Origin of the sequence: Rhodoluna sp., assembly GCF_024641065.1 — a bacterium.
In the GTDB taxonomy this organism is placed as follows: domain Bacteria; phylum Actinomycetota; class Actinomycetes; order Actinomycetales; family Microbacteriaceae; genus Rhodoluna.
Genome location: NZ_JAHEDV010000033.1, coordinates 50,833 through 71,838 on the forward strand (window position 1 = coordinate 50,833; position 21,006 = coordinate 71,838).

Annotated in this window: 25 protein-coding genes; 13 read left to right on the top strand and 12 right to left on the bottom strand. The window is 52.1% G+C overall.

The genetic code is table 11. The features are described from left to right. Nucleotides 1-49 precede the first annotated feature (49 nt). From Q0L26_RS06125 to Q0L26_RS06135, 3 genes are read right to left on the bottom strand one after another with little or no spacing between them, the layout of a single operon-like run. The gene (locus Q0L26_RS06125) at nucleotides 50-475 is read right to left on the bottom strand and encodes a DUF1761 family protein (RefSeq protein ID WP_296648785.1); all 426 of its coding nucleotides are present in this window, start codon (nucleotides 473-475) and stop codon (nucleotides 50-52) included. Beyond that, nucleotides 475-843: an iron chaperone gene (locus Q0L26_RS06130; protein WP_296648787.1), complete on the bottom strand. Its 369-nt coding sequence runs from the start codon at nucleotides 841-843 to the stop codon at nucleotides 475-477. Before Q0L26_RS06130 ends, Q0L26_RS06125 begins: the two co-directional genes overlap by 1 nt. A 16-nt stretch (nucleotides 844-859) precedes the next feature. Further along, nucleotides 860-1,948, bottom strand: a complete 1,089-nt coding sequence (locus Q0L26_RS06135; protein WP_296648790.1) for an acyl-CoA desaturase — start codon at nucleotides 1,946-1,948, stop codon at nucleotides 860-862. Between the two features lie 178 nt (nucleotides 1,949-2,126). On the opposite strand from Q0L26_RS06135, the gene Q0L26_RS06140 reads away from it, so the two are divergent. Both Q0L26_RS06140 and Q0L26_RS06145 read left to right on the top strand, forming a co-directional pair. Continuing rightward, the gene (locus Q0L26_RS06140; protein WP_296648792.1) at nucleotides 2,127-3,575 is read left to right on the top strand and encodes a hypothetical protein; all 1,449 of its coding nucleotides are present in this window, start codon (nucleotides 2,127-2,129) and stop codon (nucleotides 3,573-3,575) included. Nucleotides 3,576-3,609: 34 nt separating this feature from the next. Then, nucleotides 3,610-4,107, top strand: coding sequence for a zinc-ribbon domain-containing protein (locus Q0L26_RS06145; RefSeq protein WP_296648794.1), 498 nt, complete (start codon nucleotides 3,610-3,612; stop codon nucleotides 4,105-4,107). Here Q0L26_RS06145 and Q0L26_RS06150 read toward each other — a convergent pair. From Q0L26_RS06150 to ychF, 4 genes are all read right to left on the bottom strand, one after another. After that, nucleotides 4,047-4,364, bottom strand: coding sequence for a hypothetical protein (locus tag Q0L26_RS06150; protein WP_296648797.1), 318 nt, complete (start codon nucleotides 4,362-4,364; stop codon nucleotides 4,047-4,049). The genes Q0L26_RS06145 and Q0L26_RS06150 overlap by 61 nt on opposite strands. Next, a complete protein-coding gene (locus tag Q0L26_RS06155) occupies nucleotides 4,365-4,838 on the bottom strand; it encodes an SRPBCC domain-containing protein (protein WP_296648800.1) in 474 nt (157 codons plus the stop codon). Between the two features lie 49 nt (nucleotides 4,839-4,887). Then, the gene (locus tag Q0L26_RS06160) at nucleotides 4,888-5,328 is read right to left on the bottom strand and encodes a hypothetical protein (RefSeq protein WP_296648802.1); all 441 of its coding nucleotides are present in this window, start codon (nucleotides 5,326-5,328) and stop codon (nucleotides 4,888-4,890) included. A 71-nt stretch (nucleotides 5,329-5,399) separates the two neighbouring features. Continuing rightward, nucleotides 5,400-6,473, bottom strand: a complete 1,074-nt coding sequence (gene ychF, locus Q0L26_RS06165) for a redox-regulated ATPase YchF (RefSeq protein WP_296648805.1) — start codon at nucleotides 6,471-6,473, stop codon at nucleotides 5,400-5,402. Nucleotides 6,474-6,521: 48 nt separating this feature from the next. Between ychF and Q0L26_RS06170 the strand changes: the two genes are divergently transcribed. The 3 genes from Q0L26_RS06170 (at nucleotide 6,522) to Q0L26_RS06180 (ending at nucleotide 9,493) form a co-directional block, all read left to right on the top strand. Beyond that, the gene (locus Q0L26_RS06170) at nucleotides 6,522-7,100 is read left to right on the top strand and encodes a 3'-5' exonuclease (RefSeq protein ID WP_296648808.1); all 579 of its coding nucleotides are present in this window, start codon (nucleotides 6,522-6,524) and stop codon (nucleotides 7,098-7,100) included. A gap of 29 nt (nucleotides 7,101-7,129) precedes the next feature. After that, complete coding sequence (locus Q0L26_RS06175) at nucleotides 7,130-8,326, top strand: DNA recombination protein RmuC (RefSeq protein WP_296648810.1); 1,197 nt, start codon at nucleotides 7,130-7,132, stop codon at nucleotides 8,324-8,326. A 147-nt stretch (nucleotides 8,327-8,473) separates the two neighbouring features. Next, nucleotides 8,474-9,493, top strand: coding sequence for a 1-phosphofructokinase family hexose kinase (locus Q0L26_RS06180; RefSeq protein ID WP_296648813.1), 1,020 nt, complete (start codon nucleotides 8,474-8,476; stop codon nucleotides 9,491-9,493). Nucleotides 9,494-9,558: 65 nt separating this feature from the next. Here Q0L26_RS06180 and Q0L26_RS06185 read toward each other — a convergent pair whose 3' ends face one another. Next, nucleotides 9,559-10,533 carry a fructose-bisphosphatase class II family protein gene (locus tag Q0L26_RS06185; RefSeq protein WP_296648815.1) on the bottom strand — a complete coding sequence of 325 codons (975 nt, stop codon included), beginning with the start codon at nucleotides 10,531-10,533 and terminating at the stop codon, nucleotides 9,559-9,561. 73 nt (nucleotides 10,534-10,606) lie between these two features. Here Q0L26_RS06185 and fbaA point away from each other — a divergent pair, with 73 nt between their 5' ends. Further along, nucleotides 10,607-11,632 (top strand): class II fructose-bisphosphate aldolase, encoded by a 1,026-nt coding sequence (fbaA, locus tag Q0L26_RS06190; RefSeq protein WP_296648818.1) that lies wholly within the window; start codon nucleotides 10,607-10,609, stop codon nucleotides 11,630-11,632. Between the two features lie 60 nt (nucleotides 11,633-11,692). On the opposite strand, the gene Q0L26_RS06195 is transcribed toward fbaA, so the two are convergent. Continuing rightward, nucleotides 11,693-12,712, bottom strand: a complete 1,020-nt coding sequence (locus Q0L26_RS06195) for a 4-hydroxy-3-methylbut-2-enyl diphosphate reductase (protein ID WP_296648821.1) — start codon at nucleotides 12,710-12,712, stop codon at nucleotides 11,693-11,695. A 58-nt stretch (nucleotides 12,713-12,770) separates the two neighbouring features. Here Q0L26_RS06195 and xseA point away from each other — a divergent pair, with 58 nt between their 5' ends. The 6 genes from xseA (at nucleotide 12,771) to Q0L26_RS06225 (ending at nucleotide 17,570) form a co-directional block, all read left to right on the top strand. Beyond that, on the top strand, nucleotides 12,771-13,988 hold the full coding sequence (xseA, locus tag Q0L26_RS06200; protein ID WP_296648824.1) for an exodeoxyribonuclease VII large subunit: 1,218 nt from the start codon (nucleotides 12,771-12,773) through the stop codon (nucleotides 13,986-13,988). A 20-nt stretch (nucleotides 13,989-14,008) separates the two neighbouring features. Then, nucleotides 14,009-14,236, top strand: a complete 228-nt coding sequence (locus Q0L26_RS06205; RefSeq protein ID WP_296648826.1) for an exodeoxyribonuclease VII small subunit — start codon at nucleotides 14,009-14,011, stop codon at nucleotides 14,234-14,236. Next, a complete protein-coding gene (locus Q0L26_RS06210; protein WP_296648829.1) occupies nucleotides 14,236-14,790 on the top strand; it encodes a DUF4245 family protein in 555 nt (184 codons plus the stop codon). The genes Q0L26_RS06205 and Q0L26_RS06210 overlap by 1 nt, the downstream gene beginning before the upstream one ends. Further along, nucleotides 14,787-15,416 (top strand): carbonic anhydrase, encoded by a 630-nt coding sequence (locus Q0L26_RS06215; RefSeq protein WP_296648832.1) that lies wholly within the window; start codon nucleotides 14,787-14,789, stop codon nucleotides 15,414-15,416. Before Q0L26_RS06210 ends, Q0L26_RS06215 begins: the two co-directional genes overlap by 4 nt. A gap of 47 nt (nucleotides 15,417-15,463) precedes the next feature. After that, on the top strand, nucleotides 15,464-16,852 hold the full coding sequence (locus Q0L26_RS06220) for a class II fumarate hydratase (protein WP_296648834.1): 1,389 nt from the start codon (nucleotides 15,464-15,466) through the stop codon (nucleotides 16,850-16,852). 85 nt (nucleotides 16,853-16,937) lie between these two features. After that, a complete protein-coding gene (locus Q0L26_RS06225) occupies nucleotides 16,938-17,570 on the top strand; it encodes a ZIP family metal transporter (protein ID WP_296648838.1) in 633 nt (210 codons plus the stop codon). On the opposite strand, the gene Q0L26_RS06230 is transcribed toward Q0L26_RS06225, so the two are convergent. The 3 genes from Q0L26_RS06230 to Q0L26_RS06240 all read right to left on the bottom strand — a co-directional run bounded on the left by Q0L26_RS06230 (nucleotide 17,536) and on the right by Q0L26_RS06240 (nucleotide 20,314). Next, nucleotides 17,536-18,021 (bottom strand): A24 family peptidase, encoded by a 486-nt coding sequence (locus tag Q0L26_RS06230; protein WP_296648841.1) that lies wholly within the window; start codon nucleotides 18,019-18,021, stop codon nucleotides 17,536-17,538. The two genes, Q0L26_RS06225 and Q0L26_RS06230, sit on opposite strands and share 35 nt — an antisense overlap. Before the next feature lie 54 nt (nucleotides 18,022-18,075). Beyond that, a complete protein-coding gene (locus tag Q0L26_RS06235) occupies nucleotides 18,076-19,404 on the bottom strand; it encodes a PhoH family protein (RefSeq protein ID WP_296648843.1) in 1,329 nt (442 codons plus the stop codon). Between the two features lie 100 nt (nucleotides 19,405-19,504). Beyond that, on the bottom strand, nucleotides 19,505-20,314 hold the full coding sequence (locus Q0L26_RS06240; RefSeq protein ID WP_296648845.1) for an isoprenyl transferase: 810 nt from the start codon (nucleotides 20,312-20,314) through the stop codon (nucleotides 19,505-19,507). On the opposite strand from Q0L26_RS06240, the gene Q0L26_RS06245 reads away from it, so the two are divergent. Beyond that, nucleotides 20,313-20,999, top strand: a complete 687-nt coding sequence (locus Q0L26_RS06245) for a hemolysin III family protein (protein WP_366518406.1) — start codon at nucleotides 20,313-20,315, stop codon at nucleotides 20,997-20,999. The genes Q0L26_RS06240 and Q0L26_RS06245 overlap by 2 nt on opposite strands. The last annotated feature ends 7 nt before the right edge of the window (nucleotides 21,000-21,006 follow it).

Consider the following 21,006-nt stretch of genomic DNA (forward strand, 5'->3'; position numbering starts at 1 on the left):
AAAATCCCCGACCATTGGTCGGGGATTTCTTTTTTAAGCTCAATAAGCTCTACAGCCAGGATGCAATGATCAGACCCATCACGGCAAGGCTAACGATGTCTTGCCCAACCTCGATGATCCAAACAGCAAAGCCTGCGCGACTGAAAAGACGGTGAGAGAGCGAGCTGGCCGCGGCGATACCTGCACCAAGTAGCGCACCGGCCGCTAGACCCTGAACGGGGCCAAAGTTAGGGTCAACGATTGTGGCAACTTCAATGAAGATTGCAACGGTGGCAGCCTGTGCCAAAGTAGCCAAAAAGGTTGAGCCAAATAGCACCAGTGGGCTTTGGCCGCCAGGTTCAGTGGTCGGCTCGTTTCCGCTTAGCTTCCACCAAATTGGATAAAAAGTCTTTGGACCAAACCAAACACCGCCGACTACGAACCCTGCAACTGCAGCAACAACAACTGCCAACCAGTTGATTTGTGAAAAGTCCATTACTTCTTCTTTCTGTGGCCGTAGCCCTGTTCAATTTCTATCTTTCGTGCTGCCAATAATTCTTTCACCATTTTGCTGGTCAGAACCTGGTGCTCTTTGACGTGCAGGGCGCCTTGGGTGCGGGTGAAGCCATCCAAGTGGGGTTCAAGTGTTTTCAGCGTCTGGCCGCTAAATGGAAAGTATGCGCAGTGCTTCTTATAAGCCGCAAAACCGGCGACCGCATCACCGTCAACCTTGAAGCAAGGCACGCCATAGTAAATGCTTTCTTCTGCGGTTGGCAATTGCTTGCGCAATTCGTCGCGCCAGCTAATTAGCATTTCGCGGTGCCAACTCTCGACACCCTCTAGGTATTCATCGATTGCAGTCATGCAACCAAGTTTAGAACTAGCTGCGTGGGCGCAGTGAAGCGACCATCGGGCAAACAAATGGGTCGGCGTTGTTGCTCAAACCCACTTTGCTCAAGTAATCGATGATCACTTTGTAACTAGCCAGCAGGTTCATCTCGACCAGGGTGATGCCCTTGTCTTCGCAGAACTGCTTCACGATTTTGTTGGCCTTGATGAGGTTAGGCCGTGCCATGGATGGAAATAGGTGGTGTTCGACCTGATAGTTCAAACCACCCATTAGGTTGTCTTTCAACCAGCTGCCCTTGATGTTGCGGCTGGTCAAAACCTGGCGTTCGAAAAAGTCGATTTTTGCATCCTTGGGAACCAACGGCATGCCTTTGTGGTTTGGCGCGAAGGCCGCACCCATAAAGAAACCGAAGACCATCATCATGAATACCCATAGTGCGATTGCCCACAGCCACCCAAAGAAAAGCGTCATCAAAAGGTAAGGCGCGGTTTGGCGAACAAGCATTAGACCAAACTCAATCAAACGCTTTGAAAGCGGGCGATCGGTCTTTCGCAGGTTGCTCATGCTGTCAAGCAGCAGGTCGAAACCGGTTAGCAGCAGCAGGAAAGGAAAGAAGTAGCCCTGGCGCTCGCTGATCCAGCGTTCGATGCCGCGCTTTTCGTTGCGTGACTCAGGAGTAAAGCTCAAGATACGAATTGCGATATCTGGGTCTTGACCGATTTGGTTCGGGTGCTGGTGGTGCTTGTTGTGCTTGCGCAACCAGAAACCATAGCTCAAACCAGCAAAAAGGTTTGCTAGCACAAGCCCCAGCCAGTCGTTTGCCTTGTTGTTTCTAAAGATCTGTCGGTGGGCAGCTTCGTGGGCGATGAATCCGTATTGCGCACTCAAGATGCCGAGGAGGCCGGCAACCAAAAAGGCGAGGAAGATCCAGGCCCAGTGCTGTGAGACAAGCTGACCAACGAATGAACCAAAGAACCAGAGGCCGGTGGCAAGTGCTGAAATGACAGAAAGTCGAATGATGTAGAAGCTCGGCTTTTTGTTTAGCAACCCTGCCGTTCTTACTAAATCAAGAACTTCGTGAAAGTTTGTCGCCGCCTTAGTTGCGGTCAAAAGGGTCATGTATCAAGACTACGTTGCTGCTGCGATTTATCTGGGTTCTCCCAAGGTATTCACAGAAATAGAAATGGTGTTTGTTAATACAAATGCAGCGTTAGGCTAGCAACATTAGTTACTTGTTCCAGATTGGAACGCCCGGGGGGAAAGCGACTAGCTTTCATTACAGTTCTGGGGAGAACAAGTGTCTAAAAATTCAAAATTAGGTTTGTCGCTAAGTGCCGCTGCACTGGCAATTGCATTGACCACTGGGGGCTTCTACCTAGCTGAGTCGATAAGCGGTGAAAATCAACTTCTCAATTCAATCAAGGTACTTGGGTTCTGCCCAGTGCCGCCAATTGGTTCACCTTCACCCGAACCTTCTGCAACAAATGGCACGGATGGCGAGGCCGGGGCCAACGGTACTGATGGATCTAATGGCACCGATGGTGTTGATGGTGAAGCAGGCTCGGATGGCAGCGCTGGAACTGATGGTTCTGATGGTTCTGATGGTTCTGATGGTTCTGATGGTTCTGATGGTTCTGATGGTTCTGATGGTTCTGATGGTTCTGATGGTGAAGCCGGCACGGATGGTGCACCTGGCGAAGCAGGAACGGATGGCGTCGACGGGACAAACGGCGTCGATGGTGCCGATGGTGTGAACGGCGCAGATGGTGCGGCCGGCATTTGTACTGATCCGATCACTCTCAGCGCCATCGAAGGTGACCTGGTTCCAGCCGTAGATAATGGCTACTCACTTGGAACACCGCAGTTTCGCTGGAAGAGCCTCCAACTTGGTCCAGGCACGCTTTATATCGAAGACATGACAACTCACATCCAAGCTGGTCTCACGGTCGATGACGGCACCCTGCTAATCGACGGTGTCGACTCACTACGAATCGGAAACATTCGCTTAACCGCCACAGGAATTCGCTCGATTCTCTCGGATCAAGACATAACAATTGGCGCCCCTGGCGACACTGGATATCTTGCTGTAGCTAATGGAATTCGATTCCCAGATGACAGCTTTTTGACCAGCGCTAGCGGAATCATCGGACCTACCGGACCGCAGGGCTTGATTGGGCCGCAGGGACCCTCCGGCGCCACCGGCCCACAAGGAATGCAAGGTTTGCAGGGGGCAACCGGCGCACAAGGGCCAGTAGGAGCTACTGGCGCGCAAGGACCGGCTGGAACTTCAGGCTTTGGAAATTTTGGTTCTTGGTATGACACCACAACCCAAACCAATATGGTTGCAAACGACATAAACGTCATGACTTTCAATCAACCGGGTCAACTGCACGGAGTTTCGATTTCGCAGGGTTCAAAAATCACTTTCAGCACCGCTGGCACCTATAACGTGCAATTTTCAGCTCAGGCAGACAAAACCGATTCTGGCCTTGATGACTTTGAAATTTGGTTGTCTAAGAACGGATCCGCTGAAGCCTTCAGCAACACCGGCATCACCATCAACGGCAACAATGCCAAAGTCGTTGCCGCTTGGAACTTCTTTGTGACCGTCGAGGCTGGAGACTATGTGGAACTCAATTGGGCATCAGCTGATGTTGACCTTCGATTGCTTTCTCAGCCGGCCACAAGTTCACCTGCCAGGCCTGGCATTCCATCGGTGATTTTGACCGTAAACCAAGTTCAATAATCGATTGGCCCCTAGCAATAAGTAACCTGTTTGCATGGCCTCGAAGAAATTTCTCACGGATGAACGCCCCGAACTGGCAACCCAGTGGCACCTTGAGTTGAATTCTGGCCTGACTGCCAGCGAAGTTGGATTGTCTGATCGCCGCAAAGTCTGGTGGCTAGGAGACTGCGGTCATGAATGGCAGGCAACGACCGTCGCTCGCTGTGGCGGGCGAGGTTGCCCGGTGTGCGCTGGCAAGTCGGTGATTGCTGGAGAAAACGACCTAGCCACTCAATGCCCGGTGGTCGCTTCGCAATGGCATCCGGGCAAGAACGGAGAGGCCAAACCCTCAGATTTCACTCGCAAGTCAAATGTGAAGGTTTGGTGGCTATGCCCTGAAGGCCACTCGTATGAGGCCCGAATTGGTGAACGCGTTCGAGGCGAAGAAACTAAGCCAGGATCGCGCGCTTGCCCACAATGCTCGAGGGCAAATCATTCGGCGAAGTTAGCCTCTAACTCAGCAAAGGCATCGGCTGAAAGTTCTAGCAAATAAGCCAAAGCAACCGGCGCTTTGTCATCGTGCATCAGGGTGTCGACAGCATCTCGAAGTTCTTGCAGTGCACCACCGGCAACCTCAAGCTTTCGGTCTCTTTCAACAAAATGCATCTCAAGAGAAATAAGCAGATTACGGAGAAAATATTTCTCAACTGCTGGGCTGATTGCATTCTCACCAAGAATTTCTAACTGGAGAGCCAGGCTATCTTTGTGGGTCTCGATGTAGACAGAAGCAAACTTGCCGTTGCGCTGCATTTAGCGATTGCCTAGAAACGCATCGAGCGAATCAAAGTAACTCTCCATGCCCTCTTGGGCGCGCGGAGCCTCGCCCTCAGGCAGAACGCCGAACTGACTAAATTTAGCCCAGACTCCCCCGTCACGCGGTTCAAAATCAATGATCACGTTATGAAATTCGGTGCCAAAGTCTTTTGCCTCGAACGCGGCAACATCCTGGGTGTAGTGCATGGTGTGCTCGATACGAACATTCTCAACCAAAGCTGTGTATTTGCCATAGAAATAGGCATTGAAACCATGCATTGAGACATCAACCGCAGCTGCCCACACGCCGCCGACAACCGGCTCAGATTCAAAAACCCCTTCGACCGACTTGAGCATGGTTGGGTGATACCAAGCTTCGAGCGACTCTGGGTTCATCCATGCCGACCACATGGTTTCAAGGTCAGTTTTGAAGGTGCGCTCTACTGAGTAGGCAAATGGTTTTTCAGACATGCGAACCAGTTTAGATGACCACAACCACAGCCTCGTTGGCGCTAAGAAACTAGGCCCGGTTTGCTGGGTCGATAAAAAGTTGAACCAGGTTGCCAATTAAGTCGTCTTGGATCACTGCGCGAGCCAGGTAGCTGGTTTCGCCATCAAAGTCGAGAATTGCCTGTGCGCTGCGATCAAATTCGCTTAGTTCACCGATGCACTCGCCGTCGTTGGCAAGGATGGCAAAGACCTGCTTAGGCAGGCTGCCCTCTTCAGTAACCACACGTTGCTCAAGAACAACTTTTCCTTGCCAGAAAGGCAAGCCTTCGTTGAGAGCTTTGTTCAGAATGTTCTGACGAGTGTCGGCATAAATGGTTTGCCCAAAAACTCGAATCTTCTGCTCGCCCGGTTGCTTTGTAAGAAAAAGCTTTGGCGGCAAAAGAACTTGACCAACGAAGGCGTCAAGAGCTGAGTCTGACGCACGGTCGTTCGACGAAGAAAACAGTCCCATGTGGGGCCCCCAGGTGAAAGATATATAAAAGATTCGCTATTGCGAAGGTCCTTCTAATATACCCCGTGGGTTTATACGTTAAAGCGAAACTCCACTACGTCGCCATCTTTCATGACGTAGTCCTTGCCCTCCATGCGCACCTTGCCGGCCGCCTTGGCATCAGCCATTGAGCCAGCCGCCATTAGGTCGTCATAAGAGACAATTTCGGCCTTGATGAATCCGCGCTGAAAGTCAGTGTGAATGACACCGGCAGCCTGAGGTGCGGTCCAACCCTTGTGGATTGTCCAGGCACGGGCTTCTTTTGGACCAACAGTTAGATAAGTCTGCAAACCGAGGGTGTCGAAGCCGATTCGAGCCAGCTGGTCTAGTCCCGATTCATCCTGGCCTAGCGATGCAAGCAGCTCATTAGCTTCTTCAACCGAAAGATCGATTAGTTCAGACTCAACCTTGGCGTCAAGGAACACAGCTTCTGCAGGGGCCACCAAGTCGGCGAGCGCCTTCTTTTTAGCTGCATCAGTCAAGATCGACTCGTCTACGTTGAAAACATAAATAATTGGTTTTGCGGTTAGCAAGCCCATGTCTTTGATCGGAGTTAGGTCGACATCGCTCGAAGATAGCGGTTGGCCACCATCAAGAACAGCCTTGGCAGCGTCAATAGCCTCAAGAGCCGCTGGCTCCATCTTCTTGCCCTTAACTTCTTTTTCAATTCGCGGGCGAGCCTTGTCGAGGGTCTCCATGTCGGCCAAAATCAACTCGGTGTTGATGGTCTCGATGTCACTCTTGGCATCTACCTTGCCGTCAACGTGAACCACATCACCGTCAACGAAACCGCGAACCACCTGAGCAATCGCGTCAGCTTCACGGATGTTGGCCAAGAACTTGTTGCCGAGACCTTCACCAACTGAGGCGCCGCGAACGATGCCGGCGATGTCAACGAATGACACCGGGGCCGGTAGCAAGCGCTCTGAGCCGTACATGTCAGCCAAGCCCTGAAGGCGAGGGTCAGGAAGGTTCACAACACCAACGTTTGGTTCGATGGTTGCAAACGGGTAGTTTGCCGCTAGAACGTTGTTCTTGGTGAGTGCATTAAAGAGGGTCGACTTGCCAACATTTGGCAGTCCCACGATTCCGATAGTTAGAGCCACGAGGGTCAAGTCTACTTTGCTGTCAGCTCTAACTGGCAGACTGGCTTGGTGCCACTTGAATTCACCGCCATAGATTTTGAAACCGCTAACGGTTCGCCGGCCAGCCCATGCGCGGTTGGCTTAGTAAAAGTGCGTGACGGCAAGATCTCAGACACACTCTCTTTTCTGATTCAGCCCCCGTATCCAAACGACTGGTTTCACGAGGGCAACATCCGTGTTCATGGCATTCGACCGAGTGATGTTGATGGCGCTGCCACGGCTTTTGAAGCGCTTGACCTGATGTTGGGCTTTATTGGCAACGACACCCTGGTTGCGCACAACGCACCTTTCGACATGGGCGTGCTTCGAGCGACTGCCCAATTAGTTGGTCGCGACATTCCCAATCTGACCTATGCCTGCTCGCTCGCCATTGCGCGAAAAACCTACAATCTCGAGTCATATCGGTTGAACGCGGTTGCCTATGCCATTGGAATCGAAGAGTTCGCTCATCACGATGCCCTGGCCGACAGCGATGCCTGCGCGAACATCATTATTCATGCAGCCAATCGACATGATGCCGAAGACCTTGAGTCATTGCTAACTGCCACTAAACAGGTTCTGAAACCAATCCACAAACCCAGCGCCTAATTGTCGGGCACGGATGAAATACTCGGGGAATGGAAACTTTTCTATTTCTCGCCATGGGTCTAGTAGTCGGCGCGGTCATCGGCTGGCTGATCGCCAATGCCCGAAAATCAGCTTCGACGCCAGAGTCGCAGGAACAAGCGCTGCTAATTCAGGCTGCTGGTCTTCAGGCACAAATTGCCGGGCTCGAAGCTCAATTGGGGCAAGCACAAAACGAGAAACGCGAACGCGATGAACGCGATCGTGAAGAAAACAAGCTTCTTCAGGCCCTAGCGCCGGTAAAGGTTCACCTCGAGCAAATGCAGGGTGTAGTCACGCGCCTAGAAAAAGAACGCACCGAGCAGTTTGGTTCTATTCAAGAACAGCTAAAGAATGCCATCGACTCTGACGAGGCACTTCGCAAACAAACCCAGCAACTTTCGCAAGCGCTATCTTCAAATAGCATCCGCGGAGTTTGGGGTGAGACGCAGCTTCGCAAGTTGGTTGAACTCGCAGGTCTTATCAAGCACGCAGATTTTGACGAACAGGCAAGCTTCAGCACCGACACCGGTTCGGGCCGAGCCGACATGGTGATCAATTTGCCAGGTGGCAAATCTTTGGCAATCGACTCGAAGGTTCCGTTCAACTCTTATCAAGAGGCATCAACAATTTCTGAACTGGCTTCAGGAGAAGAACTTGCTCGTCGCAAGCGTTTGATTGATGAGCACGTCAAGGCCGTTAAAAAACATATCGATGACCTAGCTACTCGCGGATACTGGAGCGGCCTTGCCGCTAGCCCAGACTTTGTCATCGCATTCGTGCCGAGCGAATCGTTGTTGTCAGCTGCACTTGATGCAGACCCAGGTTTGCTCGAATACGCGTTCAAAAAGAACGTGGCCTTGGCCTCACCGGTCAGCTTGTTCTCGGTTCTGAAAACAATTAACTACATCTGGCGCCAGAACGCAGATGAAACATCGGTGCGAACCATGATCAAACTTGGCAAAGAACTTTATGAGCGGGTTGGCAAAGTTGCTGAGCACGCTGACAAACTCGGCCGCTCGATCATGTCTACAGTCAAGGATTACAACCAGTTTGTCTCGAGCCTCGAGTCTCGTGTCTTGGTGACAGCTCGAAAGCTAAATGACTTGGATGAAAACGCTCTCGGCACCGAAGAAATTGCGGCACCGCGAGAGATTGATGCGGCTCCACAGGCTCTAACCGCAAGCGAATTGACCGAAAAACCCGAATAACAAAGTCATCACTTTGTCGATGAATTAGCCAAAGAGGGCATCTTGGTCTCGCTATACTTTTTTGAAGCGCTCGACAATGAAGTTAGTAGCCCGATTTAATCCGATTCTTTCAAATCGGCGATTATCAAGCATCTCGAGGAGAACTTCATGTCTGACATCAAGTCACCAGTAGTCACGCTGACACCGTCACCGACACTGGACCGCACCTACTACGTACACGACCTTATTGAGGGTGGCGTAAACCGTGCCGATGGCGTTGTTGAAGAGCTTGCCGGAAAAGGCATCAACGTAACCAAGGGCCTAAACCTAATCGGAATGGCCGCACCTGGCGTTGTTCCAATTGGCAACGAAGACCCAAGCGTTCTAAAGCGCACCGGTCACACCGAATCTCTTGTTCCGCTTTGGGTAGACGGCAGCCTTCGCGTTTCGACGACCATGGTCATCAAAGACGGCGCAACCACCAAGGTCAACGAAGCTCCACGACCACTCACCTCAGAAGACTGGAAGGCGGTTATCGAGCTAACCGTCGAAACCGTAACCAAGTGTGACGCAAAGTGGTTGGTTATTGCTGGCGCACTACCTACTGATCTTTCAACCGGAAAATACGTAGACCTTCAGCCTCTTTTCGATGCAATGAAGAAGCTTGGCGTTCGCGTTGCCCTTGACACTTCTGGTGAAGCGCTGCAGTACTGGGCTAAGAATGGCGCGGCAAGCGTTATGAAGCCAAACGCCGAAGAACTTGCCTCAGCAGTTGGCCGCTCATTGTTGACCAACGGAGACGTTATTGATGCAGCGCGCGAACTTTGTGCAAACGGTGTCGAATGCGTTCTTGCCAGCCTTGGTGCAGACGGAATGATCGGCGTAACCAAGAACCACGCTTGGGCAGCCCGCACCCCGCCAATCAAGGTAATCAACACTGTTGGTGCCGGCGACTCAACTCTTGCAGGGTTCTTGTCAGCTGTAGCTGCAACCACCACTGCAGAAGAAGACGACCGTTTTGGTGTCGGCTTCGATGTCCCTAAGGGCATCAGCGCAGCCGTTCAGTGGGGAGCTGTTTCAGTTCAGCAGCCAACCTCAGGCTTGATGAACCTAGACAACATGCCAGAGGCTATTTTGACTGTAGAGCCAAACCGCGACGAGCCTTTGAGCGAGCCAGCGATCATCTAAAGGATTCAACTAAAAAGAAAGAGACCCAACCGGGTCTCTTTCTTTTTTTGACGTTGCACTGCAGATTAGTCGCGCGGAATGCGAACCTCGACGGTGTGGCCAACGCCCAATTCAGAATCCAAAATAAAACTCTGAACTACAAGATCATCACCATCAACGCGAACACCATCGGCTAGCAGGCCATCGGTAATGGCGGTGAGCACAAAAATGAATTTTGTGCCCGATGCCAGTTCTTCAAGTTCAAATTTGCGCTCCAAGTCATAGTTCGCAGCGAGCGCGCGTGAAATCTGGTCAGGGGTTTCAGGCGCAAAGCGAGTCTGCATGAAACCACCAAGCACCTGAACTGCGCACGCCGTGACAACACCTTCTGGGGATCCGCCAACACCAAGCAGTAGGTCTACCCCGGTGTTTGGCGTGGCCGCCGCAACTGCCATCGCGATATCGCCTTCATCGAATCGAACCCATTTGGCACCAGATGCCTGAACCTCGGCTATCAATTCAGCGTTTCTAGGCTTATTGATTACTGCAACGCAGACTTCTGAAACCGGCTTACCCAAAACCAAAGCAAGGCGCTGAATGTTTTCAGCTGGCGAAACATCAAGATCGAGTAGGCCCCTTGCCGCTGGCCCCGAAACTATCTTTTGCATGTAATAAACCTCGGATGATTCGAGCATCGATCCGCGCTCAGAGGCAGCCATCACAGCTACCGCACCATCGATACCCGCTGCCGCCAGTGCGGTTCCGTCTACTGGGTCAACAGCAATGTCCCACTCGATTGGCTGGCCCCCGCCAATAATTTCACCGTTGTACAGCATTGGTGCTTCGTCTTTTTCACCCTCACCGATGACAACGATTCCGCCAAAGTTTGCACCTCTGAGAGATGCACGCATTGCATCTACTGCAGCGCCGTCTACGGCTAATTTGTCGCCCGAGCCGACCAGCGGCCAGCAGCCAACCGTGGCAGCGACAGTGGCAGCAAAAATATCCATGGTTGGGCCATTAGCGTTGTGCAGCATCGGTGCCTTTCTTGGAGCGGACAAACCCGCATCCTTGCTAACATCTTATTAAGCCGCCGATGACGTCGTTCACCTTATAGAACTTAGGAGTTCAGCTATGCCAGTAGCATCACCAGACCAATACCTAGAAATGCTTGACCGCGCTAAGAATGGTGGCTTTGCCTACCCAGCGATCAACGTATCTAGCTCACAGACTCTAAACGCTGCACTTGCAGGTTTGGCAGAAGCTGGCTCAGACGGCATCATCCAGGTAACCACCGGTGGTGGCGACTACTGGTCTGGCCCGACCATCAAGAAGATGGCATCTGGCGCTGCAGCAATGGCTGCATTCGCACGCGAGGCAGCGAAGAACTACGGCATCACCGTTGCACTTCACACTGACCACTGTGCAAAGCACCAGCTTGACGACTTTGTTCGCCCGCTGATTGCCATCTCAGAAGACCGCGTCAAGCACGGTCAAGACCCACTTTTCAACTCACACATGTGGGATGGCTCAGCTGTTCCAATGGCAGAGAACCTACAGATTGCAAAAGAGATGCTGGCATTGACCAAGAACATCGGTGCAGTTCTTGAGATCGAAGTTGGCGTTGTTGGTGGCGAAGAAGACGGCGTTGAGGGCGGCATGGGCGAGCACCTTTACACCACCCCTGCTGACGGTCTAGCAACTGCTGAGGCACTTGGTCTTGGCGAGAACGGCCGCTACATGGTTGCTCTAACCTTCGGTAACGTTCACGGAGTTTACAAGCCAGGCAACGTAAAGCTTCGCCCAGAGCTACTTGGTGAAATCCAGTCAGCTGTTGGTGCAAAGTACGGCAAGTTGATGCCTTTCGACCTAGTGTTCCACGGTGGTTCAGGCTCAACCCCAGAAGAAATCGCAGAGGCTGTTTCACACGGTGTCATCAAGATGAACATCGACACCGACCTTCAGTATGCGTTCACCCGCCCAATTGCTGGCCACATGATGGCTAACTACGACGGCGTACTAAAGATTGACGGCGAAGTTGGCAACAAAAAGTTCTATGACCCACGCGCATGGGGCAAGGTTGCCGAGGCAGGCATGGCTGTTCGCGTTGGCGAAGCAGCTGCCGAGCTAGGTTCAGCCGGAAAGTCAATGAGCTTGTAAAAAGTCTCAAATAAATGGGCCCCTTCATTTCGAAGGGGCCCATTTATTTAACTAAATTTATTAGCGCTTGACCTTGTTGTTTAGGTCGGTGCCGGCAGCTTTGAGTTCTTTGCGAAGTTCAGCTGGCAATGAGAACTGAACGTCTTCTTCAGCGGTCTGCACGGTGCGAACGTCGCCATAGCCGCGGCGAGCTAGATCTACTAGCACCTCATCAACGAGTTCTTCAGGCACTGATGCACCAGATGACACACCAACGGTTTGAACTCCGTCAAACCATTCATCCAAGATTTCAGATGCATAGTCGATGCGATACGAAGACTTTGCGCCGGCCTCGAGTGCAACCTCAACCAAACGAACGGTGTTTGAAGAGTTAGCCGAACCAACTACCAGAACAAGATCTGAACCAGCGCCAACCTTCTTGATGGCAACCTGGCGATTTTGCGTGGCATAGCAAATGTCGTCGCTCGGTGGGTTCTGCAAATCTGGATACTTCTTGCGAAGTTTGACCACGGTCTCCATGGTTTCGTCAACTGAAAGCGTGGTCTGCGAGAGCCAGATCAACTTCTTTGGGTCACGAACAGTTGAGCGCTCAATCGATTCGTCTTTGTCGATGATTTGAACAGCGTGCGGCGCCTCACCTGCGGTGCCTTCGATTTCTTCGTGACCCTCGTGGCCAACCAAAAGAATGTCATAGTCTTCAGCAGCAAATCGCTGAACCTCGCGGTGAACCTTGGTTACCAATGGGCAAGTTGCGTCAATGGTGTTGAGCCCGCGAGCCTCGGCAGCGGCAACCACGGCCGGTGAAACACCGTGAGCAGAAAAAACCAAAACTGAACCCTCGGGTGCTTCGTCAACTTCGTTGATAAAAATCGCTCCACGTTTTTCCAGCGAAGAAACCACATGCTTGTTGTGAACAATTTGCTTGCGCACGTAAACCGGAGCACCGTAGTGGTCGAGTGCTTTCTCAACTGCGATTACTGCTCGGTCAACACCAGCGCAATAGCCACGCGGAGCAGCTAACAGCACCATCTTTGAAGAACTTTGAAGTCGCTGGTCGGCGGTATCCTTGATTTCAGTCACCCCTCAATGATAAACGGCTTCAATTGACGGATTGTGGTGGCCAACTTTAGGAGGCGAAATGCAAGAAGACGAACTCTCTGGCGCCCCTAAAGTCAGTTCGGAGCTTTCTCCTTGGCCGGTGTCTCGCCTTTCGGCAACTCTCAAAGAGTGGATCGAGCGCCTAGGCACTCTGTGGGTCGAAGGCGAACTTGCCTCGATCAAAATTGGGCCAAGCAACATGTTCGGCGAACTTCGCGACCTGCAGGTTGAAAACAGTGTTTCGATTCACTCTTGGAACGTGGCGAAGATTCCTGCTGATTTGAAGCAGGGCGACCGTGTTTTAGCGCTAATCAAACCAGCTTTTTGGCCCAAGGGCGGCAAGCTCACAATGCAGGTTTTCGAAATGCGCAAGGTGGGCCTTGGCGAACTACTTGAACGAATCGAACGCCTTCGCACGCAGCTAGGCATCGAAGGCCTCACCTCGCCAGAGCGCAAGCAGCCGCTGCCGTTCTTGCCGAACAAAATTGGCCTAATTACCGGCAAAGACTCCGACGCCGAAAAAGACGTGCTGCAAAATGCCAAACTTCGCTGGCCAGATGTCTCATTTCGTGTAATTCACACTTTGGTTCAGGGTGACAAGGCCGCGCCAGAGGTTATCCGTGCCATTCAAACCCTGGATGAAGACCCTGAGATTGACGTCATCATCATTGCCAGAGGCGGAGGGTCGTTTCTTGACCTCATGGTCTTCAGCGACGAAGCCTTGGTTAGAGCAGCCGCAGCTGCCAAAACCCCAATTGTTTCTGCCATCGGTCACGAAAATGATCGCCCAGTTCTTGACGATGTTGCAGACCTTCGAGCATCAACTCCGACCGATGCTGCAAAACGTGTGGTTCCTGACGTCGTTGAAGAACTTCATAAAGTTGCACAGCTTGGGCAGCGTGCATTTTTGCGCGTTGAAGGTTATGTGAATGCGCAGTTAGAGCGCCTAGAGCAAATTCGCAGTCGACCAAGCCTGGCTAACCCCTATTCATTCATCGACGACAAAGAACTTGAACTCGAAAGATCACTTCAATCGGCGCGTGGCCAACTAGACCAGGTGTTGAATCGTGAATCGATGCTTATCGGGCACCTTCGTCAGCAAGTTCGTTCACTATCACCACAATCAACCCTTGATCGCGGTTACTCGGTGGTTAGAGATGCACAGGGCCATGTGATTCAAGATGCCGCAAAAGTTAAATCAGGGCAGGCGCTAACAGTGCGCTTGGCCAAGGGACAAATCGGCGTCACTGCCGACTAAGAAATAGACTGGAACCCAAGATGAGCGCACAAAAGAACCCAAATGCCGACGTGGCTGAACTCAGCTATGAGCAAGCTCGAGATGAACTCATTAAAGTTGTCGCCGAGCTAGAGCAAGGCGCTGTAACTCTCGAGGCGTCACTGGCTCTTTGGGAGCGCGGCGAGGCCCTTGCCACCCAATGCGAAAACTGGCTAACCGGTGCTCGCAAGCGACTCGACGACGCAATCGAAACAAAGAAAGCAAAATAGTGAGCGAAGACTCAGCGGCTAAACACAGAGCAAAGCAGACGCTCAATAATCTGCTTCTGGCTTTGGTAGCTTCGCTTGGCATCATGATTGCAATTGTTCTTATTGTTCCTCGCGATGACAGCAACCGAATTCAGCCTGTTGATCACATCGCACTTGCCATTGAGGCCAAAACTGCCAGTGGCCACGAGGTTCTTGCCCCCGAACTGCCTCAGGGGTGGTGGGCCAACCACGCCAAGTGGGTTTCGACCGCAGCTGACGGCGTTGAGTATTGGGAGGTTGGCTTTGTCGGCCCTAAGAATCAGTACGTTGGCCTGACCCAGGCATTTGCCGTGAACCCAACCTGGGTTACGCTTCGAAGCGCAGGCTTTGTGCCTGATGAAAGTTTTGCTGGTGCACCAAACTGGCTGAAGCAAACCCCCGGCCCAAAGGTTGAGGCTGATCCGGTGTTATGGACTCTCAATCTAGAGAGTGACTATGTGTCGCTTGAAGGCAATGCCTCCCCAGATGAATTTGCCGAGTTTGCCCAACTAGTTGAAACGGAGTTAGACAAGTGATCGAATCAACCAGACCTGAAACCCCGCGTGACGCCTGGCAGGCCATTCTTGACGGCAACCGTCGCTTTGTTTCTGGCACTCCGGCTCACCCAAGACAAGACATTGATCGCCGCGAGTCGCTAGCTGCAAGGCAGAAGCCATTTGCCGCCCTATTCGGTTGTTCAGACTCTCGTCTTTCGGCAGAAATCATTTTTGACGTCGGCCTCGGCGACCTTTTTGTAGTTCGCAATGCCGGCCAAGTTATTGCCGAGACCATTCTTGGTTCACTTGAATATTCAGTTGAAGTTTTGGGCGTTCCCCTGATTTTGGTTCTTGGTCACGACGAGTGTGGAGCAATTCGCGCAACCATAGATTCGACCGAAGGCAAACTTGAATCTAAGGGCGAATTCATTCACGACCTAGTCGAGCGCATTAGGCCAACCGTTGAGGCAGCAAACCGTGACGGCAAGCACCACATTGATGACATCACGCAGTTGCACATCCAAGACACCATCAATGAACTTCTAACCCGCAGCAAACTAATTGCCGATGCCGTCAAGGCCGGCAAGCTGGCCGTGGTTGGCGCTAACTACACCTTGAGCCGTGGCGAAATCGCAACAATTTTCACGAGCGACAACCTCAACTAAAAACAAAACTTAGACAGCATTTTTAACGCAACGAAAGGTCACACCAAGTGGAATTCCGCATCGAACACGACACCATGGGTGAAGTAAAAGTTCCAGTAAACGCTCTTTATCGTGCCCAGACTCAGCGCGCTGTTGAGAATTTTCCTATCTCTGGCACCACGCTAGAGCGCGCCCACATTGCGTCGCTTGCCCAGATCAAGAAGGCCGCTGCCCTGGCCAATGCCAAGCTTGGCGTTCTAGATTCTGCGCTCGCTAATGCAATCGCCGATGCTGCAGACCTTGTTATTGCCGGCAAGCACGACGGTGAATTTCCGGTTGACATTTTTCAGACCGGTTCGGGAACCTCTTCGAACATGAACATGAACGAAGTACTTGCAACTCTTGCAACCCGTGGCCTTGGCAAAGACGTTCACCCGAATGACCATGTGAATGCATCGCAGTCTTCAAACGATGTGTTCCCAACCTCGGTTCACGTTGCCGTAACCGCAGCTCTTATCAACGACCTTTTGCCTTCACTCGACTACCTAGCGGTTGCTCTTGAAGAGAAGAAAGAGCTCTGGAAGACCGTAGTCAAAGCTGGCCGCACTCACCTCATGGATGCAACCCCAGTGACCCTGGGTCAAGAATTCGGTGGCTATGCAGCGCAGATTCGCTATGCAATTGAGCGCGTTCAGTCAACCATCGGCCGTACTGCCGAAGTTCCACTTGGTGGCACCGCAGTTGGCACTGGAATCAACACCCCAAAGGGATTTCCACAAGAAGTCATTCGCCTACTTGCCGAAGAAACTGGTTTGCCTATTACCGAGGCTCGCGATCACTTTGAGGCCCAGGGTGCACGCGATGCACTGGTTGAAGCATCTGGTGCTTTGCGTGTACTTGCAGTCTCGCTCACCAAGATCAACAACGATCTTCGCTGGATGGGCTCAGGGCCAAACGCAGGTATCGCTGAACTGCATATTCCTGACCTGCAGCCTGGTTCATCAATCATGCCTGGCAAGGTGAACCCTGTGGTTCCTGAGGCTGTAATGATGGTTTGCGCTCGAGTAATCGGCAACGATGCAACTGTTGCCTGGGCTGGCGCCACCGGTAACTTTGAGCTCAATGTAGCGATCCCAGTCATGGGTAACGCACTGCTCGAATCGATTCGCCTGCTGGCAAACTCAATGCGTTTGTTGGCCGACAAGACCGTAAGGGGGCTTGAGGCTAACGTCGAGCGTGCCCGTGCTCTTGCTGAATCTAGCCCGTCAATCGTGACTCCGCTAAACAAATACATCGGTTACGAAGCAGCGGCGAAGATCGCTAAGCACTCAGTTGCGAAGGGCCTGACTGTTCGCGAAGCAACAATCGAACTTGGCTATGTTGATGGCGAAAAACTTACGATGGAGCAACTGGACAAGGCGCTTGACGTTCTGTCTATGACCAGCCCTGGCTTATAGAAGGTTTCTTATCAACGGCTCAATCGATCTGGGTTTTGCTATTGCCGCTTTTGCGGCGATAGCAACCCTGATTGGTTATGTCTTGGTGGCTTACCTGCCCAAACAAAGCAATATCTTTAACGGCTATGCCCTTCTTGTGGCCGCTGCAGCAATGATCATCGCCAGCGTGGTCGAACTGATTCCAAATGCGTTCTCAATTGACCGCGGCTGGGCCGACTCTGCGCTCTGGTTCATTATTGGCCTGTTGATTTTTGCGCTCATCAAATTTGGTTCGGCTCAGCTTCAGAAAAAAGCTACCGGAATTCTTGGGTCTGTAACCGTTGTAACGATCGCACTTACCCTGCACAACATCCCAGAGGGCACTGCCTCGATAGCAGCGGCAAGTGCTGACCTGAACACCGGATTAGCCACTGGAATTGCCATCGGACTGCAGAACATTCCAGAGGGCCTCTCGATTGCTGCCTTGGCTTTAGCCGCCGGACACAGCCGCATTCAGACTTTTGTTTTGGTCGCGGTATCTGTGATTGCTGAAATCATCGGTGCCGGCACCATTTGGCTCAACCAATCACTACTAAATTCTGAAATCAATTCGCACTTATTGCTGATCGTTGCTGCAATCATGCTCGCCATTAGCTTCATTGAATTGGTACCCGATGGCTTGCGATTGATCTCAAGTTCTCAGCCTATGAAAAAGGCACCAGCGCGAGGGCAGCGCTAAAGCCTCCCAGCAGGTAAGGCCCAAGCGCAATACTCTTTGACCGACTTAGCTTGCGAAGAATCAAAAGTGGCAATACTGCCAAACTCGCCGCGAGAAATGCGAGAAAAACTGCAACCAGCGGTGACATAGGACTAAACCATCCAAGCGCCAGCGCAATGACCGTGATTAGCTTCACATCGCCCATTCCAAGTGATGCCAGGCGATTTAGCAGCAAGCCTATTACAAAGGCCACAGCAGCCACACCAAGTGCCAGCAGGGCCTGCATCCATGCATCTTCAAGCCAAGCCGTCAGTAGCTGGCTCAGCAGCGTTATGGGCAAAGCTGGAAGAACCAGTCGATTAGGCAGGCGATGTTCACGGATGTCTGTTTTGGCTAGCGGCCAGGCAACCGCCAGTAGATAGGCAGGGCCCAGCCAAGGCAACAGCATGGCAAATATAAATTGTGCATTCACCCGAGCAGGCTATTGAAAAGCGCCATCACCTGCGCAAGTTATGAACAGGTCAAATTAGTTGTCGAGCAAGTCGGTGACCAAAGCAGCAATAGCCGAACGCTCAGAACGCATCAGTGTGATGTGAGCAAAAAGGTCGTGCCCCTTGAGTGACTCAATTACCGCGGCGATTCCGTCGTGACGACCAACCCGCAGGTTATCGCGCTGGGCAACATCGTGAGTCAGAACCACCTTTGCATTTTGACCAATGCGCGACAGAACGGTTAGCAAAACATTTCGCTCGAGAGACTGAGCCTCGTCAACAATCACAAAAGCGTCGTGCAAAGAGCGACCGCGAATGTGAGTCAGCGGCAAAATTTCTAGGATGTTGCGATCAACGATGTGGTCGATAACCTCTTTAGAAACCAGAGCACCCAAGGTGTCGAAAATGGCCTGACCCCATGGGTTCATCTTCTCAGTTTCGCCACCAGGGAGGTAGCCGAGTTCTTGACCGCCAACGGCAAAGATAGGGCGAAAAACAATAATTTTCTTGTGCTGGCGGCGTTCGAGCACAGCTTCTAGAGCCGCGAGCAGCGCCATCGCCGATTTACCAGTTCCGGCGCGACCGCCGAGTGAGACTATGCCAACCTCAGGGTCAAGTAACACGTCAATTGCTAGGCGCTGTTCGGCCGATCGACCGTGAACGCCAAACACATCGCGGTCTCCGCGAACCAGTTTGATTTTGCCGCCTTTTTCAACGCGACCGAGGGCACTCCCCCGATCTGAAGAAATCACTAAGCCAGTGTTTACCGGCAGGCCGGCTGCATCCTTGGATTTAATTACTTCGGTTTCATAAAGGTCGGCCATCTCGTCAGCAGAAAGGCTCACCTCGGCAATACCTGTCCAGCCAGAATCAACCACGTTGTCATTGCGATATTCCTCAGCACTCATACCCAGTGCCGAAGCCTTTACGCGCATAGGCAAGTCTTTAGAAACCACCGTGACATTCGAACCTTCACTTGCGAGGTTGAAGGCGCAAGCAAGAATACGACTGTCGTTGTCACCCAGTTGAAAACCTGCCGGCAAAACTGACTGGTCAATGTGATTCAGCTCAACGCGAAGAATTCCTCCGTCGCCTACCTGAATCGGAAAATCAAGTCTCTCGTGCTCAGCACGAAGGTCATCTAGCAGTCGAAGCGCCTGACGAGCGTAATAGCCAATTTCTGGGTCGTGCCGTTTCTTTTCAAGTTCGTTAATCACAATGATGGGAATAACAACTTCTTGTTCTTTGAACTTGAAAATTGCTTTGGGGTCTGAGAGCAAAACCGAGGTGTCAAGAACATAAGTCTTGGTTGCCTGCGAGGCCGCTGTGGTCACTTTTTCTTTAGCTGCTGATGTCTTACCCACCAAAGCTCCTTTATCTCAGCTTGAGGTGAGATTACGCCCGAACGCGGCTCGACAATCACAAAGACACGCCAACTTTTTCAGGACGTTATTTAGTGTTCACCTAGGCGCCAAAACGGCGGTGTCGCGATTCAAACGCACGGATGGCTCGCAAGAAGTCAACGCGCCTGAAATCTGGCCAGAGCGCTTCTTCGAAATAAAACTCAGACTGCGCAGACTGCCAAAGCAAAAAGCCCGAAAGCCGCTGTTCACCCGAGGTTCGAATAACCAGGTCAGGGTCGGGTTGCCCAGAAGTGTACAGATGCTGCGTGATCAATTCTGGGTCTAGCAATTCGGCTAAGTCGTCGATGCTTGTGCCCTCTTTGGCATGCTGTTTGAGAATTGAACGCATGGCATCGGCAATTTCTTTTCGACCGCCGTAGCCAACGGCAAGGTTTACGTGCAGACCCTTATTTTTCACGGTTTTTGCCTCAGCCTTGGCAATCGAATCAGCCAAGCTTGCCGGCAGTGCTTCGCGGTCGCCGACCAGTTGCGTCTTGAATCGGCCATCGTTAGCAATGTCTAACGCCAAACCACCAATGATGTCTTGAAGTTCTTTTAGCTCTTCGCCAGCTCGGCCCTTCAGGTTGTCGGTAGACAAAAGGTAGAGGGTCACAACCTTGATGCCGAGATCAGAGCACCAACCCAAAAATTCGAGCGTCTTTTGTGCGCCAACGGCATGGCCGTGACTGGCCTTAGCTCCACCCTGGCGCTCGGCCCAACGACGGTTGCCATCAAGAATTACACCTACGTGGCGAGGCAGATCTTGAGGCAGCAGACCACGTTCAAGGTTGCGCTCATAGAGTCGATAAATCAGGTTTCGCACAGGCTTAACGCTAGCCCAGCCCGAGGCGTAGAGTTGGCATATGAGCATGCCAATCTCCGAGGGATTTCGCGAACAGCCGGCCGATGTGAAGCCAACCTGGCGTGGCTGGATCCACGCCGGAATACTTCCACTGGTGATAGCTGGCGGCATTGTTCTCATCGTGCTGGCCAACGGTATGCCGGCTAAAGTCACCTCAGCGATATTCTTTGCTTCATCTTTGTTGCTCTTCGGCAATAGCGCCCTATACCACCGCTTCAACTGGAGCCCAAAGGTGAAGGTCACACTCAAACGCATTGACCACGCCAACATTTTCTTGCTGATTGCCGGAAGTTACACCCCCATTACTTGGCTGGCATTGCCCCAAGACAAAGCTCTGGTTTTGATCACCATCATTTGGTCGACTGCAATTCTCGGAATAGGCTTTCGAGTCTTCTGGATTCACGCACCGCGTTGGCTCTATGTTCCTATCTACATCGCCATGGGCTGGGGCGCCTTTGTATTCATCGTCGACTTCATGAATGCCAATGCCCCAATGATGATTCTGATTTTGGCTGGCGGCCTCTGCTACACCCTTGGTGCCGTGGTTTATGGAATGAAGCGACCTAACCCGTTCCCAGGCAAATTCGGTTTTCACGAGATTTTTCACAGCTTCACCGTGCTCGCTTTCATGTGCCACTGGGCCGGCATTCTGCTCATCGCGCTTTCACCAGCTGCCGGCACATTTGGGGCTTAGCCTTAAA

Excerpts from the sequence above, each read along its gene's own strand:
- Q0L26_RS06160 (WP_296648802.1), bottom strand. The coding sequence starts at position 5,328 with ATGGGACTGTTTTCTTCGTCGAACGACCGTGCGTCAGACTCAGCTCTT.
- Q0L26_RS06150 (WP_296648797.1), bottom strand. The coding sequence starts at position 4,364 with ATGCAGCGCAACGGCAAGTTTGCTTCTGTCTACATCGAGACCCACAAA.
- xseA (WP_296648824.1), top strand. The coding sequence starts at position 12,771 with ATGCAAGAAGACGAACTCTCTGGCGCCCCTAAAGTCAGTTCGGAGCTT.
- Q0L26_RS06125 (WP_296648785.1), bottom strand. The coding sequence starts at position 475 with ATGGACTTTTCACAAATCAACTGGTTGGCAGTTGTTGTTGCTGCAGTT.
- fbaA (WP_296648818.1), top strand. The coding sequence starts at position 10,607 with ATGCCAGTAGCATCACCAGACCAATACCTAGAAATGCTTGACCGCGCT.
- Q0L26_RS06240 (WP_296648845.1), bottom strand. The coding sequence starts at position 20,314 with ATGCTCATATGCCAACTCTACGCCTCGGGCTGGGCTAGCGTTAAGCCT.
- Q0L26_RS06245 (WP_366518406.1), top strand. The coding sequence starts at position 20,313 with ATGCCAATCTCCGAGGGATTTCGCGAACAGCCGGCCGATGTGAAGCCA.
- Q0L26_RS06145 (WP_296648794.1), top strand. The coding sequence starts at position 3,610 with ATGGCCTCGAAGAAATTTCTCACGGATGAACGCCCCGAACTGGCAACC.
- Q0L26_RS06180 (WP_296648813.1), top strand. The coding sequence starts at position 8,474 with ATGTCTGACATCAAGTCACCAGTAGTCACGCTGACACCGTCACCGACA.
- Q0L26_RS06155 (WP_296648800.1), bottom strand. The coding sequence starts at position 4,838 with ATGTCTGAAAAACCATTTGCCTACTCAGTAGAGCGCACCTTCAAAACT.
- Q0L26_RS06175 (WP_296648810.1), top strand. The coding sequence starts at position 7,130 with ATGGAAACTTTTCTATTTCTCGCCATGGGTCTAGTAGTCGGCGCGGTC.
- Q0L26_RS06130 (WP_296648787.1), bottom strand. The coding sequence starts at position 843 with ATGACTGCAATCGATGAATACCTAGAGGGTGTCGAGAGTTGGCACCGC.
- Q0L26_RS06135 (WP_296648790.1), bottom strand. The coding sequence starts at position 1,948 with ATGACCCTTTTGACCGCAACTAAGGCGGCGACAAACTTTCACGAAGTT.
- Q0L26_RS06205 (WP_296648826.1), top strand. The coding sequence starts at position 14,009 with ATGAGCGCACAAAAGAACCCAAATGCCGACGTGGCTGAACTCAGCTAT.